Here is a 16,776-nt window from a genome sequence, read left to right as displayed (position 1 = left end):
ATGGATTGCCCCACAATGGAAATACCATTTCTGGTTTCTCGAATGCAGTGAAATTAAGCTGTTCAGGCGTTGGCTTATTCAGTTGAAAAGTAATGTTACTGTGCAATTATCAAGAGGGTCTTTTCCGCTTCCAATCCCGCTTTTCTTTTTTCAGGCGTTGGGACTTCTGTTTTTTCCTATCCTTGTCCTGATCGGTGGCAAAGCACATGGACGTTTCGGCCAAAGGAGTTCCCTGCCTGATCATCAATCCATTATAGGGGCAATGTTCATGGCCACAATCATGTTTGGAGTATGCACCGAAATTACGGTGCTTGATTTTCTTCTCCTTTAGGATTTTTTGCTGGTTTTCGTGGATCAGCCGCCAGAGGTTCAGTTCATCGCCCCGCGTAAGCTCTTCACCCAAAGTGGAGACCCCGAAATAGGTCTGTGGGTCTTTGAGCTGCAAGAAATCATAGGTCTTTTGAAAATGGCCGTTGGCAAAATCCCTAAGTTCCAGTTTATCCTCCAGGTCCAGGTTTTGGTTTTCCAAAAGGGAACGATAAAGTCCCAAGGTATTGAAATCGGAATATTGCTTGTGATTTTCAATGATCGGGAAATATTCCGATTTGGTGAGCTGGTTGAAGGGTCTGTTTATTTTCATGCTGAAGCCTCTTTATGATTTGTTTTGCACATGCATTTTCTTCACGGAACAAGCGATCGACCTATCCGAACCTTGGGGAAACGACCATATCACCGTGCCTGACTTTATAGGTTCAGTGGTTACGGTCATCGTCCAATCGGGGCTTTAGGGATTTGAGCTGATATTGATCGATCGCCTTAAATATCACAGCCCTGTTTTTACGGCGGATCGGAAAAATGATCTGATCGGTCGTCTGCTCCATCTCCGAACGGTCCGTTTGTCCTGTTTTTAGGTCTTTGTAAACCGAAACAGTCTTCTGTATCATTGGAAACCTCTCGTCAAATTCCAGCAGTAGGAACTGGGAATCGGGAAAATCTGAAAAATAGTACGAATGGCCATAGAACAATTCCGCCGAGACAATTTCTGTTTCGGGACTGTAAAACACGGTAAATTCTTCCAGATATTGTTCCGATCCCTCGTTCCCAAAACGGTCTTGCAGCCGCATACCGAACACGACCAACGAATCGGTCACGGTCACTTTCTCCATTGAAAAGGTATTGTATTCGCTTTTGACCAATTGTATGAACCCTTTTTTTCCTTCAAAAAAAGTGGCCTCTTTTTGCAATAGACCGATGAGCCTGTTCCATTCGTTTTCCTGGGCGGCAAGGGTTATGCCACATAAACAGAGTAATAGGAGTACGGAGCTTCGCATACGTTTCATTTGGGGTCCAATTCCTTTATTTTCAGGTTGAGGCGTTTGATGTGCAACAGCAATTCCTCTATTTGCCGGTCCTTTTCCTGCAATTGTCGTTTATGATCAGTATCCTTGGTCTGCATCAGTGCCGTACTCTCCATATACTTGGCTTGGAGATGGGTGTATTTTTTGGCACAGGAACAGCCCGTAGCGCACAGACACAGCATAAGAATCAGGACGGCCGACTTTATTTTTGGGCAGGCTTTGGTTCCCATATCCATCCATTTAAGTTTGTAGCTGAAATTTTTATATCCAATACCGAGTTTATGGTTTGTAGATAGTGAAGTATTGTCCATTTTCTTTGACACTTGCCTCTCCGTTGCTAAATGCATGGGCCTCGTCATATTTTATGGGAATTACCAATTGCCCCTTTCGATTCATGTAGCCATACTTCCCATCCTTTCTTACCGTGGCCAATCCCTCGGAAAAATACCCAATTCTATCGTATTGGGGAGAGACCAATTCTTTTCCCGACGTATCGATCAATCCATATTTTCCATCAAGTTTGACAATTGAAGAGCCTTCAGAGAAACCCCATGCTTCATCGTATTTTAAAGGAATGACTTCTTTACCCGTACGATCTATAAAACCAGCATAACCATCGTTTGAAACAGCAGCCAATCCTTCAGAAAATTGATTGGCTCTATCATACATTGGAGGTATGGCCTCTTTGCCCTTTGTATCGATGTATGCCGCCTTGCCGGTATCCCAATCGCCCACATGAACGACGAGCAATCCTTCGGAAAAATAGCTGCCTGTCCCTTCGGGCAGAATATCGGGATTGATCAAGTACTTAATGGGTGTGATTTCCTTTCCTTCCCTATTGACCAGGCCAATTTTATCGCCCATTTGTACCAATGCGGCCCCTTCAGTGAAATAATAGACCCAGTCATATTTTAAGGGGGTGACCTCAGTGCCTTGCTTATTTATATGGCCGTACTTACCATCTATGGCCACTGCGGCCATTCCGTCAATGAATTGATAGGCAATGTCATATTTTATAGGTATGACCAGCTTACCGGTCTGGTCTATATAGCCCCATTTCTCATTGACGGAAACCGAGGCAAGCCCTTCATAGAAATCAGAGATGCCATCATAACTGCTTTGAGCGTTCAATTGGACAAAAAGCCCTATCAACATTGTTGTGGTAAAAAGTATTTTTTTCATTGTAAAATTATTTGATTGAATATTCTTGGCTTGATATAAAGCCAGTCCCAGACGGATATTTGTAAAAATGACGTGATCCTCCCAGTGTTGTATACATAATTATAGCCCTTTTCCATTTTTATCTATGAGGAACCATTTTCCGTCCAGCTTTACCTTGGCGAAGGGCCCTTTAAAAGGTTCGTGATCATCATATATCAAAGGGATGACTTCCTTTCCGGATGTGTCAATGAACCCATATTTGCCATTGATGGACACTGCTGCCATACCCTCGTAATAACTATAAATAGTGTCATATTTGAAAGCGGTCAGCTCTTTGCCCACTTTATTGATCAGTGCTTTTTTATTATTCTTGGTCACGGTTGTAAGACCATTTTTGAAATAATGGACCTCGTCGTAGACCAATGGCACCGTTTCTTCCCCGGCAATGTTCACAAATCCCCATTTATGGTTTAACATGACTGCGGCCATGTCGTTTGCAAAAAAACTGATCTCATCGTACTTAAATGGGGTCATCTGCCATCCGGTGGGGTCGATCAGGCCCCACTTGCCATTTAGTTTTACCTTGGCGAAGCCCTCTTTAAAATCTTCGGCTTCCTCGTACTCGGGCGGGACGACCTCTTTTGCCGTTTTGTCCACATAACCATATTTTCTACTTTGTTCGCTTTGGATCACGGCCAGGCCTTCAGGGGTGAAACTCCCCACATAGTGGTACTTATCGGGTTTGATGCCCTGTTCCAACTGCATTTGGATCTTTTGTGTTTCCTCTTCCTTGCGAATCCGTTGGCGTTCTGCGGCTGCCTCGGCCTCTTTTTCCCTACGGATCCTTTCCCTTTCGGCGGCTTCCGCCTGCTCCCTCTCCCGGCGTTCGATCTCGTCCGCATAGGATTTCAGGTCGGGCAAGATTTCCATGATCTCGATGTACATGGAGGAAGAGGAGGAAGGGTTTTCATTAAAGAACCGTTTTACATGCTGATTGGCTTCCTTGTATTTTTTTGTCTTGTAGTAGTTCATCACATAGAGGAACTCGACCTTGGAATAGGTAGAGCCCCTGAGGTATTCGGACACTTTTTGCAAATAGTCCAGGGAGGCCGCAAAGTTTTTGTCCCCATACTCTTTTTCTGCCCGTGAAAAAAAGCTCTTGGCCAGTTCGCTGTCATTTTGGGCATGGGAAACGGCAAGGGATATGATCAAAAAGAGAAAAGAAAATCGGTGCTTCATGGGTCAATGGTTGATACGTTCAACGACCACTTCTCTCTGGTGGTCAAAATAAATGTCCTTGGTAGTGTGGAGCCTTTCGTCCAAAAAGATGTAGACCGTGGCCTTGATGCCCGGGGTATTGGAATAGTTCACAACGCTTATGGTATATTCCCCGCTGATCATGTGCTCCACACTGATGTTCTCCGGCCCATAGGCCTGGGTATTGTCCACGTCCAACACCGCCAGTTTCGTATTTTTGTTCCCGTGATAACAATGCTCATTGTTCGGATCGGTCAAATGTAGGTCGATGTCGGCACGTCCATTCCACGTTAGGGTGCTCCTGAGCTTTAGCGGCTTCCCGGTGTAGTTGACGACCACTTGTTGGTCATTGAGGACGGTTTCCCCATGGCGGATCTGGAAACGGATATTGTTGGTGCCCGCCTTGAGGACCAGTTTTCCCCGGAATTGGCCATCGGATGGCAATAACTGCTGTTCGATGCCATTATAGAGCACTACCCCGGTGAAGCCATCACTCTGTATATTATATTTGGCGGCAAAGTCGATCACATTGGTCTGGCTCGTGGAGCCGTTCCTTGGGGCGATTACGTCCACCTGCAAACGGTCCGATGACCAAAAGTCATCATCAGTGGCCTCTTGATGCTTCCCATCGGAATCCCAAAAATCGGAATCGTCCCCACCGATAGTGTCTTCATCGGACCAAAAATCATCCTCATCTTTTTCGCTTTCTTCCTCTTCCTCCTCCTCTTCTTCTTCTTTCTTTTCCCTTTTCAGGTACTCCCTGGCAATGGATTCCAGTTGGTATCCCCATTCCAAGGTCTTCAAGGATGCCCTTATCTCTAGTTCATCCACTATCTTGTAGATGTTCTTGAACCTGCGGTCGGCATTTTCCTTTTCATCTGCGGACAGGTTGCCATATTCGGCCGGGGAGTAATTGAGCACATGGTAGTCTGCCACACTTGAAACCCCGCCGAGATAGGTTTGCTTGTCCCTCCATTGGATGAAGTTGTTCCAATTGGGGCTTCCGCCCACGATGGATCCCGCTATCTTTTTTCCGCTGGTGCCAAAGAGGAGGTTACTGTCGGATACCTCATATACAAATGTGCCCAAGAGGTTATAGACCCTGTAGGACTGCCCTGATTTTTTTACCGAGCCTCCATTTTGCACGAACAAACGTGGCTCATTGGGCAGGCTTCCCGGTTTGACGCTTGCAGACCCTCCCTTTGCCTTTCCGTACAGTACCACATCCGCCCGGGATGGTTTTACCGCTTCCAGTTCCTTTATCAGGTCTGGATATTTGTCCAGTTCGTATTTTGAAATGGTGACGGTCTTTCCATCGACCTTTGTCCTGAACCGATCGTTGGCCTCCCAGGAGAAGGAATAATTTTCTACAGGTTCTCCCATAAAGGTCGTCCACTGGATACCGATCTCGAACGATTTCATATAGCCGGATGGGTCGTCCGATACAACGATGGTGGATACATATCCCTGGTAGGAATGGTCTTCCCCTTTTTTGAGGACCGTTTGGGAAAACCCGACGGTACCAAAAAGGAACATGGCAATCAGATTGACTTGGTTAATTATAGATTTATGGCTGCGAGTAAAGCAGGGTATGATATGTAGGCTAGGGGTGTTCACTTGTGGTATCGGGCATGATCGGAAAAGTGATCATGACACCCAAAAACTTCAATTTTTTTCAAAAGTCTAAACTATAAATTGAACATCTATTAAAAAATACCCTCCAGAGGGTATTTTTAATGTATTCTTTTTCAAAATTCCCAATATTTGACGTTAGAGATTCAGTAACCCCCGGTGAATGAACAAGCACACACTCCAAAAGGCCACTGATATTTGGAAGGAAATTGGCCAGCACAAGACCCCTCAGGAACTACATATAGAGATGGATATCTACAAAAAGATACTCAATCTCTTCCAAGTGGGCGATTATTGTTATTTCATCTTTAGTCCACCACAAATGCAGATGGAATACAAGAATGAGTCCATCACACAATTGTTGGGCTATCCCTTGGAGGAATTTACCTTGGAAAAATTTCTGGAAGCGATCCATCCCGATGACCTGGGCACCTATCTTGACTTTGAAGCGACCATAACCGATTTTTGGGGAAACCTTCCAACGGAAAAAGTATTCAGGTATAAGACCAGATATGATTTTAGGATCCGGTGCAAGGATGGTCAAATCAAAAGGCTACTGCAGCAGGTCGCAGTCATCCAAAGCGATGAGGAAGGAGCCGTACTCAGGACTTTTGTAATCTTTACGGACATCACTGACCTAAAGCAGAGCAATAAAATGGTGTTGTCCATCATTGGACTTGAAGGCGAACCATCCTATTTTGATATCCTGCCTGCTGAAAAAGACACATCACAGAAGGACATGCTCACCAAAAGGGAAATGGAAGTTTTCCTGCTACTGGTCGATGAGTGCCAAACGACCGAGATTGCTGATATCTTGAGTATAAGCCCGCATACGGTCAGCACACACCGAAAGCGTATCTTTAAAAAAACGCAGACCAGTTCCGTGCTTCAGTTGTTGAAATTTGGTTTGGAAAAAGGCTGGGTATGACAACTACCTTTAGTATATGGTAAAGCCTATATTATTCGAAAGTGTATTGCAAATCGGTTCAATTCCATTCCAAAAAAGAAGGACTAATGCCAAAGTAGTGGCCTCCATCCAGGAATCAATAGTAATTCCTATGTGCACAAGTATGAATTTTATAATAGGTAGGTGACTACCATGAACTCAAGGCCTGCGGTATATTGAAAGAAGCAGTTATGAATCTCGTCCAAGATGAAATTAGACCGGTTATGTCGAGCAAGGCACAAAGAGCAAAATCATTGGGATACCGTTGCATTTGAATGACCAATAAAGACGAGTGCAACAGTAGCCAACCCATCAGAAAGAATGCAACATAATTGCAAAAATAGGCCAATGGTCTTGGAAGAAAAGTTGGATTGTTTTGATTAGGTATTTTGGGGAGAGGTAATTGACCAGTATTAATTGTTCTTGATAAAGTCAACGATGAAGTCAGCCCTGTCTTGGACAGAAGTCTTGGGAACTTCAATAAGGTCGTATTGGTATCCTCGATAGGTCTGGATCATTTTATTGTAGGTGAACACGGCCTCATTCCAATCTTGTTTGCGTTGTTCGTCCGTTTGGTAGATTTCCTGCCAAGGAGGTAATATGAAGACGGAGGTATTGTACCGTAAGGTTTCCGATACCGTTTTCATTTCTTGGTCAATCGGGATGCCTTCCATAGAGGCATAGCAGAGGGCGTCCAAAAAACCACGGTCAAAGAATACGGGTTGGGTCCCACTGTACGCCTTGATTGTTGTTTTTAAACTTTCCACGGAGCGATGGAACATCAGCGTCATGTACCGTTTTTTGTTCTTCCAGGGCAAAGCTTCGCCGTCAATTTCCTGTTGTTCTTTGATCAGTTTCCGTGCGATTTCGGGAACTGTTCCAAAGCCCCTGTTTTGAAGTTCTTCCAATAGGGTGGTCTTCCCGACACCTGGGCCTCCCGTTATTATATAAAATGGTATGCGTTCCCTTTGGGTTTTCAAAAGTGTTTTGGGTTGGTTTATTTTTTAGTTTTCATAAATGGTCGGCAATATTACGAACTTCTAGAGAACCGGAAATGATAAAAGGGTCCTGTTGGGCTACAGGGCATTATTTGTTTCCAAAAAATCAAAGCGTCCCGATGATACGATCTTAATGTTCCCCCTGATGGCATCGAACTCCTCCTTTTCCAAAATAGAGGTCAACTGCTTCCCAAAGTTGGAGATATACACTTCCGACAGCTTTGCTATCTCCTTGTCAGGACGACTGTCCTTATCGGTCTTCAATTTATACTCAATGACCTTTTCAAGGGTGAGCAGGGTCGTTGGAAAGTCAAAATAGTGAATGGCACTGTCCTTGGACTTCTTGGCAGTGCGATAGTCCATTTTTCTTTTTTCATTTTCGAACACCAGTTCGACCGTGTCCACGATGTACTGCTTGTTGGACAGTTCCGTCATGACCTCGTCGATGGCATGGGACCTGAACTCGTTCAGGGTTTTGGGAATATAGACGATGAACCTCATGGCGGAAGGGTCGGAGAGTTTCTTGCGAAGTCCACGCACCACGGGAGCCAGATAATTGTACATATAACCATGGGCCAGGGCATAGGTGATGCTGAGTTCCTCTTCCTTGACCCGTTTTTCCAATTGTTTGGTGACCCAGTTGCCCAAGAGGGCCACGACGGAATAGAACAGGCCCAGAAACGCCAAAATGGGTTCTAGGTTCATGGAGGTATTATAGACCCAAAGGGCAGCAAAGACAAAACTGGCCACCAATATGGCAATGGACAACCATTGGAAAATGGTCTGGATACGGTCTAGGGATCGGTCGGTCATCCTTGGTGGATTATCCAGTGTGCCCTTTGGTAAGAGGGTTTACCCAAATATAGACCAAAAACAGAAATGGTAGTAAGGGTGGGGCAACTGTGTAAAAAAAATAATTGTTCCATTATTGTTCCAAACTACCTTGGGAAACGCCCTATTCAATCCAAGAATTTTCAGGGAAACCCGTTTTAGGATTGGAATATCAAAACGGATGATAAGGGCTGGTTTTTGTTTGAAGCTCTGTGTGGGCGTGTCCCAGAGGGCCGGGCTTTGCGTTGCAAGGCCGTCCTTTGCACGGGTCGGGCTTTTCACTGCAATCCCTCACGCGGGTTCTGGTATTCTCCAGCGAATTCTTATTCTTGGTTTCTTGGTAAAAAGGAGTCTGTGTTATTGATATGTAATGGCACGTAAGTCTCAATGATATAGGGTGTGATTTTGCGCAATGTTTCGCCTGTAATAGGGTGCAAGCCAGGAGCCGTGAAAAATTCCATTTCCCCATCCTTAGTTTTGAAATACCATATCAGGGGCTTTTCATCTTCTGAAAAGAAATCAGTTGCCATGGAAACTTCCACTTTTTTAAAGCTGTTCAGTTTTACTCTGTCCATGGGTTCTACTTTGGTTCCGAAATCTGAGTAGGGATTGGAAGTGCAGGACACTTCAACATATAAAGAGTCGGCCCAAGCCATACAATGATTCTCAGTATTGGGAATTGGATTGGAATTGAAAAGCGAGGGTTTTATCACCAATATTATAAATAAAAGAGTTGTAAAGACGATACTGATGGTAATGATCAGTCTTCGTCTTTTTTTTAGCTCTTCTTCTTCTTTTTTTTCAGGGGGAGATATTGGAACTTCAGATGCTACGCGTAGGGTTATGTACTCAGGTTCTTGTTCATCAGTTTCAAAAGCATGGGTTGAACCATATGACTTTAAAAATTCTTCATAAGGTCTAGGTTGAAAATCAATTAGCCAAGCAATGAGCTCCAAGTTTTCAGGTCCAGTATCATTTGTTTTTCCCTTTAGAAAATTAACAATGGGTAAAAAGCGGTCTGGCTTAAATTGTTGCATCTGAACAATCTTACTTTTCCCTTCTTGAAATTGAAAGAATCTAATAAGGGTATGTTCGTCATATCTCATTTTTCTTTTATCCAACAACCAAATACAGGCTTCCCGAATTTGCCTTCGGGTAGGGTTGGCAAGATAACCGCTCATTTCCCCTCCTTTTTCTCTTCTATACTTTTTTAAAACCTCCTCTTGATAGCTTTTACTGGTCCTTGGTTTCATGGTCGGGTTGGAATTTTAGGAATAGTTCTGGAATTCCTTGGAATTATTGGAATCTCTGGAATTCCTTATAAAGATAGCTGATGTGCACAGATAAATTTGTCCAAGAAAATGAATTCAGCTATGCCTTGCTAACATAGCGTTTCTAGAAAATTCATTTTTACGGGATTCTGTTAAGCGGTCAGTATTTGACCCGTTGGAGAGTAGTCAGATCTACCGCTTACAGTTTCCACTTTCCAAAAACAAGGGAGTACTCCAAAGCTCACGGGTGGCTGAAAGGCTAAACAAACAATTCTGGGAAAATCCCGGACGGCCACCCTTTTGTTTAACTCGAAAAATCGTAAAAATGAAAAAAGTGTATTTGGCCGTACTGGCCGTTATCTTAAATATGTTCATGTTTTCCTGCACCACCGAAAGTGTCGCAGAAACTGAAGGAATGTACCGGACCCTGGCAACAGAAGGAGATGATGAGGATCTCCCACCACCTCCACCTGATGAAGAAGATGATTAATCCATCTCATTGATTTAAAAGGTCATACCCAATAGGTGTGGCCTTTTTTAATACATTTAGTCCAAATTAAAATGTATGCAGAAGTTTTGGATAGTGCTATTGACATGCCTTTTTGTTTCCTGTAAATGGGGAAGTGGTGATTCCGCTCCAACAACGGGTGTGCCACATGATAGTGTTCTTCATTATTTCAATCAATCCAAACAAAAGGACTTGACTGCAGAACAACAATATGGAGCCATCAATAAGGCCTTGTACTTCTCAAAAGATGATGTCAAGGATACGTTCTACTTGAAGTTACTCCACCGAAAAAATTTGATTCTGTATGATCTGAAAGCATTCGACAGTCTTCAAACTTACAATAGAAATATATTGAGACAAGCCAAGGCCCTTGGCGATTATGCAATATTGGGTAGGCAATATTATTTGATGGGCTATTATTATGATCAAATTGAACATCGTCCAGACAGCGCGTTTTTGAACTATACCAATGCAAAAGGAAGTTTCATGGAGGTCCAAGATAGCAGTTGGATCGCAAGGTCTATTTTGAACATGGGGGTCATTCAAAAGAATCAGAATGATTTTTTTGGAAGTAAGGAAACCATTACGGAAGCCATACCTTATTTGGATGCAAAAAAAGACTCCACCTATCTCTCCATTTGCTATAATACCTTGGCAACGAACCATCGAAAATTGTTGAACCATGAGGAGGCCATTACTTATTATCAAATGGCCATGAACTTTATAGATTCCCAAAATGAAAGATTGGCTGTTAGGAACAATATAGCGACCACTCTTATGGATATGGGGAAATATGGTGACGCCGTTGAAATGCTCACAAGAATAAGTTTGGATAGTACTTTGGTCAAAACATCCTCACAATATGCGAGAGTGCTGGACAATTTGTCCTATGCCCAATGGCTTTCTGGAAATAAAACGGAGGTTGAAGAATTTATGAGTCCACTGGAAATAAGACAAACGAATAAGGATAGGAGGGGTCAGATTGCAAGTTACACCCATTTGGGAGAGTTTTATTCCAATGATAGACCTGTGCTGGCGAAAGCTTATTTTGATTCTGTAATCCATCTCTCAGTATCCTTGAAAGCGCCAAGGGCCGAAACGGATGCCTTGGGGTTTTTGATGAAATTGGAACCGAACAATGTAGGTTTACGAGATCGCTATATTTTTTTGCAGGATAGTCTGTATAAAGAAGAATTAAATGTGAAGACCCAATTTGCCATGTATAAGTACGACTATCAGGTGACACAGGAAAAAAGCCTTCGACTAGAAAAGGAAAATACCCAAAAGGAACTGGAAGTTACCCGGCAGCGGAACCAGAAGTTGGTTTCCTTTTTTGGAGTGGCTTTCCTTTTGATCGTATTGGGTTTTCTGATATATGCTTTTAAACAGCGTACCAAGCGATTGACACATGAGAATACCATGGCGAAATTGGAAGCTACATTGGAGACTGAAGCGGAAATGTCCCGGAGACTCCACGATGATTTTGGGGCAGGTCTAAACCAAGCCATGTTAATGCTTCAGGGGAATACGGACCAAATCAAGGTCTTGGACAAATTGGAAGGCCTCTATGACCAAAGCCGTAACTTCTCCAGGGAGATCAACGAAGTCGATACTGGTTCACAGTTTAAGGAGGAGTTTTTGGAAATGCTCCGCTACCGGACACCAGATCATGCCAAACTTCTTATTTCAGGAAGCAAGGAGGTGGATTGGGAAGGAATGGACCCTTTGGCGAAAAAAGTATTGTTCAAGGTCCTTCAGGAACTCATGATCAATATGGGGAAGCACAGTATGGCAACATTGGTCACTATTGGTTTTGTCGAAAGTGAAAAAATACTTAAAGTATTGTATTCGGATAATGGCGAAGGGGCATCCGAACAAGACCTTAAATACAGGAATGGGCTTCGTAATACAGAAAAGCGTATCCAGGCCATAGGGGGAACCATTACATTTGGTTCTGGTAAAGGGGAAGGTTTTAAGGCCAGCCTTGTTATTCCAAGATAAACACGTACCTACTATGTTCAAAAAAGTGCTGATTACGGAAGATTTTCAGGATACCAACCAAGGTATTGTGGAAACCCTTCGAACCGAATTCAACATTCCGGTCATCCAAGAAGAGTTCTATTGTGATAAAGCCTTTAACCGCCTCAAACTGGCCTTGGCGCAAAATGAACCTTTTGAATTGCTTGTTACCGATCTGTTCTTTAAAAAGGACCATGTGGATCGAAAGTTGACCTCAGGACTGGAACTCATCAAGGCCGTAAGGGAATTGCAGCCCAATCTAAAGGTTATTGTTAATTCCATGGAGGACAATCCGGCAAAGGTAAATACCCTTTTCAGGGAAGAAAAGATAAATGCCTATGTCTGTAAAGGGCGTCATGGCTTGTCCGAGTTGGTCAAAGCTGTGCAGGAGGTATATCACAACCGTACCTTTGTTTCCACACAGATCAGTTTGAATGTTTCCGACAATGTGTTTGAATTGGACGAGTTCGATATCCTTATCCTAAAGGATTTGGCGGATGGTCTTACCAAAAAGGAAATCTCAGAACGGCTCAAACAAAAGAACATTACACCGAATAGCGAAAGCACCATCGATAAAAGGGTGAGCAAACTGTTCGATGAGTTCGGGGCCAAGAACACCAATCACTTGCTGGCCAAGCTTATCCGAAAAGATAGAATCTGATCATTCCCTTATTTATTTGAATAAATCTAAATCCCATACGGATATCTGTAAGGGATTGGGTTTTTATGAGGTTAGGTTTGTTGCAAGTTAAAGGTCTTTTAAAAACAACTTGAAGTGGAGCTCAGGAACCACTATAAAAAACGAGGCAAATCCGAAAAGCCATACAATTTGGACAAATCAAACCAAACCTTTTTAATGATTAAAAAATCAACCTTCAAAGTGATAGCCATTTTTATGGCTACTTCCGTTCTTCTTTCAAGCTGTGCTTCCATTGTCAGTAAAGGAAGTTATCCCATCTCTATCAACAGTGCTCCAAGTGAGGCTAAAATCATGATCAAGGATAAAAAAGGCATTGAAATTTTCTCAGGTCAAACCCCTGCAACCTTAAAGCTAAAAGCTGGGAGCGGATTTTTTGGAAAGGCAAGGTATCAAGTTACTTTTTCTAAAACAGGATATGATACCAAAACAGTTCCTGTAGAATTTAAATTGGATGGGTGGTACTTTGGCAATATCCTTTTGGGAGGTCTTATTGGTATGTTGATAGTCGATCCTGCAACCGGGGCCATGTATAAGTTGGAAACGGAATTTCTGAATGAAACGTTGATTCAATCAACAGCCAGTATGCAACAGGAAGGGCTTGAAGTTTATGACATAAATGAAATTCCAGCCGAGTGGAAAAGTTATCTGGTACAAGTGAGTGAATAAAATCCTGTTCAGGACACTGGCCATTAATTCTTTTGAACAAAATAACATCCCTTACGGATTTCTGTAAGGGATTGTTTTTTTAAGGGGCTAGGTTTGGAATGCAATTTTTAAAAATTAAAACCATGCCGAAATATTATGTCAACAAGACAGCTCAGCCAAATGGCGACCATGAGGTTCATAAGGAAGGCTGTTATTGGTTAACACTTGTTGTTAGTAAAAAAGATTTAGGATATCACACTCATTGCGAATCTGCCGTAAATGAGGCAAAGAAAACCTATAAGCAATCTAACGGCTGTGTACATTGCTCAAAAGATTGTCATACTAGTTAGGTTATTTGATGAAAAGATTAATTCTCATAATTGTTCTACTTGAAACAATAGGGTGTAACAATCACAAAAATAATCAGAGTCATGATAGTGGTAATCCTCTTGAACAAACATATTCTATAATAAGAGAAGATGTAGATATATCGTTAAGGAAAGCCAACCTCAAAATAAGGTTGCAAAGACCAATGAGTAAAAAAGAGCTCAGAACTTTAGCTTTTAATCTAAAGGATGAAAGAGCTAACTATGAAAAACTATGGATTTTTTACTATTTACCTGAACAGGAAACTGAATATGGAGCTTGGGCAATATCTCATTTTAAACCAGAACTTGAGCTAGAAATTATGGGAGCTTCTGGGGAAGCATATAAAAAAATGAATGATGAGAAGGTGTCAGGAGAAATAATTGCTTCATGGTATGATAATGACGCAATGCTCCCCAATAAAAAATTTTTGGTTAAAGAAAAAGAGAAACTATTTATGAAATCTATTTATGCAGATAACGGTCTTCTTGGCAAGGGAGGACAACTAATTGAAGAGGTTTTTGAGAAAAAGCAGAGCAACGCTACTAGATATGATTATGAAAATAATCATGGAGAGTATTATTTAATAGAAGAAAATGGGAACCTCAGTTTATATGATAATTCTGGAAAATTTAAGGAAATGAAAAGATTGAGCATTGCTGAAATGGAAGAAAAAAAATATTAATTGTAAAAATGGAACTCCAAAACCAACTTAAAACCTTAGCCGAAAAGGTCGTCAATTTAAAAGGACAGATCGATACCGAAGAATCCACCAAGCACGCCTTTGTGTTGCCGTTCATCAACCTGTTGGGGTACGATACCTTTAATCCCACCGAAGTGGTCCCGGAATTTACTGCAGATCTCGGGCTTAAAAAAGGGGAGAAGGTAGACTATGCCATTTTTCAGAATGGGGAGCCCATCATTATTGTTGAATGTAAAAACTGGAAGGAAAAGTTGAATCCGCACAACTCCCAGTTGTTCCGTTACTTCCATACGACCAAAACCCGTTTTGCTTTATTGACCAACGGTATCGAATACCAGTTTTATGCGGATCTTGAGGCGGTCAACAAGATGGACGAGAAACCCTTTTTGGAGTTTGATATAACCCAATTAAAGGAGAATGTCATCAATGAAATTGGGAAGTTCCACAAGTCCAACTTCAATGTGGATGAGATTGTGGACAACGCCAGCTCCCTAAAGTATACCAAGGAATTGAAAAAGATGATTTCTGAAGAACTTCAAACCCCTTCATACAATTTTGTGCGATTGTTCGCATCAAGGGTTTACACAGGCCGGCTTACTGAAAAGGTAATGGGGGAATTCACCGATTTGGTAAGCAAGGCCTTTGCCCAGACCATCGGCGAAAAGGTGAACGATCGCCTGAATGCAGCTCTAGACAAGGAATCGGAAAAGCAACAAGAAGAACATAAGGAGCCCGAAAAAATCAGTAAAGTAACTACCTCTGAAGAGGAAATGGACGGATACCGAATAGTGGTGGCCATTTTGCGTAGAAAACTCCCTGTCAATCGCATTGTCCATAGGGATAATGCAATCTTATTTTGGTATCTTGTTGGATGACAACAACCGCAAACCCTTGTGTAGGCTCCACTTGAATGGCGGGAATAAGTACCTTGGTACTTTTAATGGACGTAAAGAGGAGACTCGGCATTTGATCAATTCGGTGGACGATATCTACCAGTTTGAGGAGCTTTTGTTGCAAACCATTGATTTCTATGAGGATTAGCATTCTTTTTTTGCCCTTACTTTTTGTATTGACCACTAGTATCAATAGGTCCACTTCTTTGGATACCAATGTCTTTGTCTGCATGGGGAAGGGGAGTAAAAAGTACCATTACCGCAAATCCTGTAGGGGACTCTCCAATTGTTCCACTAAAATCCACGAAGTCACTTTGGCTAAGGCCAAGGAATTGGGCCGCACCCTTTGCGGTTGGGAGGATTAAAAACGATTTGAGACTTCTTTTTTGTGCCTGATAATCATTTAATTCGATAAAAAAGGTGGGGTTAATATATCCTGCCTTTATTTCTTTTTGTTATGAATATTTTCCTGTGGGCCACATCTTAATTAGTTATGGCATTACGGAATTCTGTAAGGATTTGGTCAGTATTGGATTTACGTTTGGGACTCAAACCATAAAAACCAATACAAATGGCCTTTCCAAAATTTGAAATCAAAAAAAGCAAAAGCGGCGATTATTATTTCAACCTCCGATCCAAAGGAAACGGGGAGATTATTGCCACCAGTGAAATGTACAGCTCAAAACAGAACTGTAAGAATGGGATTGCTGCCGTAAAACGTGATGCCCCGGTTGCCGAGGCGGATGACTTGACCTTATTTTCATAAACCATGGGGTACCGTAAGGGATATTACCGAAAAGATGGAACCTATGTCCAGGGACATTTTGTAAGCAAAAGATCAAAAGCATTTCAAGGCAGGAATAATAAAGGCTGTTTTCTAAGCCTGTTATTGCCTTTCGTGATAATGGTGGTATCCATTGCTTGTACGAGTGAAAGTGAATCGTCCTGCATCAAGAAAAACTGTTCTGATTTTTCATCCCAAGAAGAGGCACAATCAACTTTTGAAACCAACAAAACCTGTTATTCTAACCTGGATAGGGATAATGATGGAATAGCTTGTGAAAACTAATCAAATAATCAACCATGGAAAAAATGAACATTTCATTGGAATTGAAAAGTCATTTCCTAAGACTTTACCAAATGGCTTTCTCCGATGACAATTTTGATGTCCTTGAACTTCAAATGCTGTATCGATTTGCAGAGGAAAGGGGCGTAGGGCAAGAACAATTAAATGAGGTTCTGCTTAACCCTTCCCAGGATTCTAGCGTACCGCAAGAGCTAAAGGATAAAATCGAGTATTTATACGATTTGGCACTCATGATTTGGGCCGATGGGGTTGCAACGGAGGATGAAGTGAACACCCTGAGAAAGTATTGTCTAAAGTTTGGATTTCTGGAAGAAAACGTGGAGGACATCTGTGGTTTTTTGTTGGAGAATGCCGAACAGAATGTTTCAAAAACACAATTGATGAACCTAATGAACGATTGA

The 16,776-nt window shown here is 42.2% G+C and carries 20 protein-coding genes; 11 read left to right on the top strand and 9 right to left on the bottom strand.

Features of this window, described 5'->3' with window-relative positions; all coding sequences use genetic code 11:
• Positions 1–109: 109 nt before the first annotated feature.
• The 6 genes from DB398_RS11490 to DB398_RS11465 form a co-directional block, all read right to left on the bottom strand.
• The gene (locus tag DB398_RS11490; RefSeq protein WP_199913390.1) at positions 110–640 is read right to left on the bottom strand and encodes a hypothetical protein; all 531 of its coding nucleotides are present in this window, start codon (positions 638–640) and stop codon (positions 110–112) included.
• Between the two features lie 112 nt (positions 641–752).
• Positions 753–1,331 (bottom strand): hypothetical protein, encoded by a 579-nt coding sequence (locus tag DB398_RS11485; RefSeq protein WP_159076415.1) that lies wholly within the window; start codon positions 1,329–1,331, stop codon positions 753–755.
• A 5-nt stretch (positions 1,332–1,336) separates the two neighbouring features.
• On the bottom strand, positions 1,337–1,588 hold the full coding sequence (locus DB398_RS11480; protein WP_159076414.1) for a hypothetical protein: 252 nt from the start codon (positions 1,586–1,588) through the stop codon (positions 1,337–1,339).
• A gap of 49 nt (positions 1,589–1,637) precedes the next feature.
• Entirely contained in the window at positions 1,638–2,540 is a 903-nt protein-coding gene (locus DB398_RS11475; protein WP_108424531.1) for a WG repeat-containing protein, read from the bottom strand.
• A gap of 99 nt (positions 2,541–2,639) precedes the next feature.
• Positions 2,640–3,758 (bottom strand): WG repeat-containing protein, encoded by a 1,119-nt coding sequence (locus tag DB398_RS11470; RefSeq protein ID WP_108424530.1) that lies wholly within the window; start codon positions 3,756–3,758, stop codon positions 2,640–2,642.
• 3 nt (positions 3,759–3,761) lie between these two features.
• Entirely contained in the window at positions 3,762–5,312 is a 1,551-nt protein-coding gene (locus DB398_RS11465; RefSeq protein WP_108424529.1) for a YfaP family protein, read from the bottom strand.
• Positions 5,313–5,571: 259 nt separating this feature from the next.
• Here DB398_RS11465 and DB398_RS11460 point away from each other — a divergent pair, with 259 nt between their 5' ends.
• A complete protein-coding gene (locus DB398_RS11460; protein WP_108424528.1) occupies positions 5,572–6,336 on the top strand; it encodes a LuxR C-terminal-related transcriptional regulator in 765 nt (254 codons plus the stop codon).
• Between the two features lie 431 nt (positions 6,337–6,767).
• On the opposite strand, the gene DB398_RS11450 is transcribed toward DB398_RS11460, so the two are convergent.
• The 3 genes from DB398_RS11450 to DB398_RS11440 form a co-directional block, all read right to left on the bottom strand.
• Positions 6,768–7,334, bottom strand: a complete 567-nt coding sequence (locus DB398_RS11450) for an AAA family ATPase (protein WP_108424527.1) — start codon at positions 7,332–7,334, stop codon at positions 6,768–6,770.
• 96 nt (positions 7,335–7,430) lie between these two features.
• Positions 7,431–8,165 (bottom strand): STING domain-containing protein, encoded by a 735-nt coding sequence (locus tag DB398_RS11445; protein ID WP_108424526.1) that lies wholly within the window; start codon positions 8,163–8,165, stop codon positions 7,431–7,433.
• A gap of 341 nt (positions 8,166–8,506) precedes the next feature.
• Positions 8,507–9,436, bottom strand: coding sequence for a hypothetical protein (locus DB398_RS11440; protein WP_108424525.1), 930 nt, complete (start codon positions 9,434–9,436; stop codon positions 8,507–8,509).
• A gap of 343 nt (positions 9,437–9,779) precedes the next feature.
• On the opposite strand from DB398_RS11440, the gene DB398_RS18345 reads away from it, so the two are divergent.
• The 10 genes from DB398_RS18345 (at position 9,780) to DB398_RS11390 (ending at position 16,776) form a co-directional block, all read left to right on the top strand.
• Entirely contained in the window at positions 9,780–9,944 is a 165-nt protein-coding gene (locus tag DB398_RS18345; protein ID WP_159076413.1) for a hypothetical protein, read from the top strand.
• A gap of 75 nt (positions 9,945–10,019) precedes the next feature.
• Entirely contained in the window at positions 10,020–11,963 is a 1,944-nt protein-coding gene (locus tag DB398_RS11435; protein WP_108424524.1) for a tetratricopeptide repeat-containing sensor histidine kinase, read from the top strand.
• 13 nt (positions 11,964–11,976) lie between these two features.
• The gene (locus tag DB398_RS11430) at positions 11,977–12,642 is read left to right on the top strand and encodes a DNA-binding response regulator (RefSeq protein WP_108424523.1); all 666 of its coding nucleotides are present in this window, start codon (positions 11,977–11,979) and stop codon (positions 12,640–12,642) included.
• Between the two features lie 195 nt (positions 12,643–12,837).
• Entirely contained in the window at positions 12,838–13,347 is a 510-nt protein-coding gene (locus DB398_RS11425) for a hypothetical protein (RefSeq protein WP_159076412.1), read from the top strand.
• Between the two features lie 337 nt (positions 13,348–13,684).
• A complete protein-coding gene (locus DB398_RS11415) occupies positions 13,685–14,377 on the top strand; it encodes a hypothetical protein (protein WP_108424521.1) in 693 nt (230 codons plus the stop codon).
• An 8-nt stretch (positions 14,378–14,385) separates the two neighbouring features.
• Positions 14,386–15,270 carry a type I restriction endonuclease gene (locus DB398_RS11410; protein ID WP_313777789.1) on the top strand — a complete coding sequence of 295 codons (885 nt, stop codon included), beginning with the start codon at positions 14,386–14,388 and terminating at the stop codon, positions 15,268–15,270.
• A 155-nt stretch (positions 15,271–15,425) separates the two neighbouring features.
• Positions 15,426–15,653: a hypothetical protein gene (locus tag DB398_RS11405; RefSeq protein WP_108424520.1), complete on the top strand. Its 228-nt coding sequence runs from the start codon at positions 15,426–15,428 to the stop codon at positions 15,651–15,653.
• 206 nt (positions 15,654–15,859) lie between these two features.
• Positions 15,860–16,054, top strand: a complete 195-nt coding sequence (locus tag DB398_RS11400) for a YegP family protein (RefSeq protein WP_108424519.1) — start codon at positions 15,860–15,862, stop codon at positions 16,052–16,054.
• A gap of 3 nt (positions 16,055–16,057) precedes the next feature.
• The gene (locus DB398_RS18675; protein ID WP_199913389.1) at positions 16,058–16,357 is read left to right on the top strand and encodes an excalibur calcium-binding domain-containing protein; all 300 of its coding nucleotides are present in this window, start codon (positions 16,058–16,060) and stop codon (positions 16,355–16,357) included.
• A 14-nt stretch (positions 16,358–16,371) separates the two neighbouring features.
• Positions 16,372–16,776 carry a hypothetical protein gene (locus tag DB398_RS11390; RefSeq protein ID WP_313777788.1) on the top strand — a complete coding sequence of 135 codons (405 nt, stop codon included), beginning with the start codon at positions 16,372–16,374 and terminating at the stop codon, positions 16,774–16,776.

The sequence above is a fragment of the Flagellimonas amoyensis genome, from assembly GCF_003058265.1.
GTDB classification, from domain to species: Bacteria; Bacteroidota; Bacteroidia; order Flavobacteriales; family Flavobacteriaceae; genus Flagellimonas; species Flagellimonas amoyensis.
The sequence above is the reverse complement of the archived record's forward strand: the minus strand, read 5'-3'. Positions and strand labels throughout refer to the sequence as shown.

Bases quoted from the DNA above. Each gene is read 5' to 3' on its own strand.
- DB398_RS11490 (WP_199913390.1), bottom strand. From the start codon at position 640: ATGAAAATAAACAGACCCTTCAACCAGCTCACCAAATCGGAATATTTC.
- DB398_RS11485 (WP_159076415.1), bottom strand. From the start codon at position 1,331: ATGCGAAGCTCCGTACTCCTATTACTCTGTTTATGTGGCATAACCCTT.
- DB398_RS11480 (WP_159076414.1), bottom strand. From the start codon at position 1,588: ATGGGAACCAAAGCCTGCCCAAAAATAAAGTCGGCCGTCCTGATTCTT.
- DB398_RS11475 (WP_108424531.1), bottom strand. From the start codon at position 2,540: ATGAAAAAAATACTTTTTACCACAACAATGTTGATAGGGCTTTTTGTC.
- DB398_RS11470 (WP_108424530.1), bottom strand. From the start codon at position 3,758: ATGAAGCACCGATTTTCTTTTCTCTTTTTGATCATATCCCTTGCCGTT.
- DB398_RS11465 (WP_108424529.1), bottom strand. From the start codon at position 5,312: ATGTTCCTTTTTGGTACCGTCGGGTTTTCCCAAACGGTCCTCAAAAAA.
- DB398_RS11460 (WP_108424528.1), top strand. From the start codon at position 5,572: ATGAACAAGCACACACTCCAAAAGGCCACTGATATTTGGAAGGAAATT.
- DB398_RS11445 (WP_108424526.1), bottom strand. From the start codon at position 8,165: ATGACCGACCGATCCCTAGACCGTATCCAGACCATTTTCCAATGGTTG.
- DB398_RS11440 (WP_108424525.1), bottom strand. From the start codon at position 9,436: ATGAAACCAAGGACCAGTAAAAGCTATCAAGAGGAGGTTTTAAAAAAG.
- DB398_RS18345 (WP_159076413.1), top strand. From the start codon at position 9,780: ATGAAAAAAGTGTATTTGGCCGTACTGGCCGTTATCTTAAATATGTTC.
- DB398_RS11435 (WP_108424524.1), top strand. From the start codon at position 10,020: ATGCAGAAGTTTTGGATAGTGCTATTGACATGCCTTTTTGTTTCCTGT.
- DB398_RS11430 (WP_108424523.1), top strand. From the start codon at position 11,977: ATGTTCAAAAAAGTGCTGATTACGGAAGATTTTCAGGATACCAACCAA.
- DB398_RS11425 (WP_159076412.1), top strand. From the start codon at position 12,838: ATGATTAAAAAATCAACCTTCAAAGTGATAGCCATTTTTATGGCTACT.
- DB398_RS11415 (WP_108424521.1), top strand. From the start codon at position 13,685: ATGAAAAGATTAATTCTCATAATTGTTCTACTTGAAACAATAGGGTGT.
- DB398_RS11410 (WP_313777789.1), top strand. From the start codon at position 14,386: ATGGAACTCCAAAACCAACTTAAAACCTTAGCCGAAAAGGTCGTCAAT.
- DB398_RS11405 (WP_108424520.1), top strand. From the start codon at position 15,426: ATGAGGATTAGCATTCTTTTTTTGCCCTTACTTTTTGTATTGACCACT.
- DB398_RS11400 (WP_108424519.1), top strand. From the start codon at position 15,860: ATGGCCTTTCCAAAATTTGAAATCAAAAAAAGCAAAAGCGGCGATTAT.
- DB398_RS18675 (WP_199913389.1), top strand. From the start codon at position 16,058: ATGGGGTACCGTAAGGGATATTACCGAAAAGATGGAACCTATGTCCAG.
- DB398_RS11390 (WP_313777788.1), top strand. From the start codon at position 16,372: ATGGAAAAAATGAACATTTCATTGGAATTGAAAAGTCATTTCCTAAGA.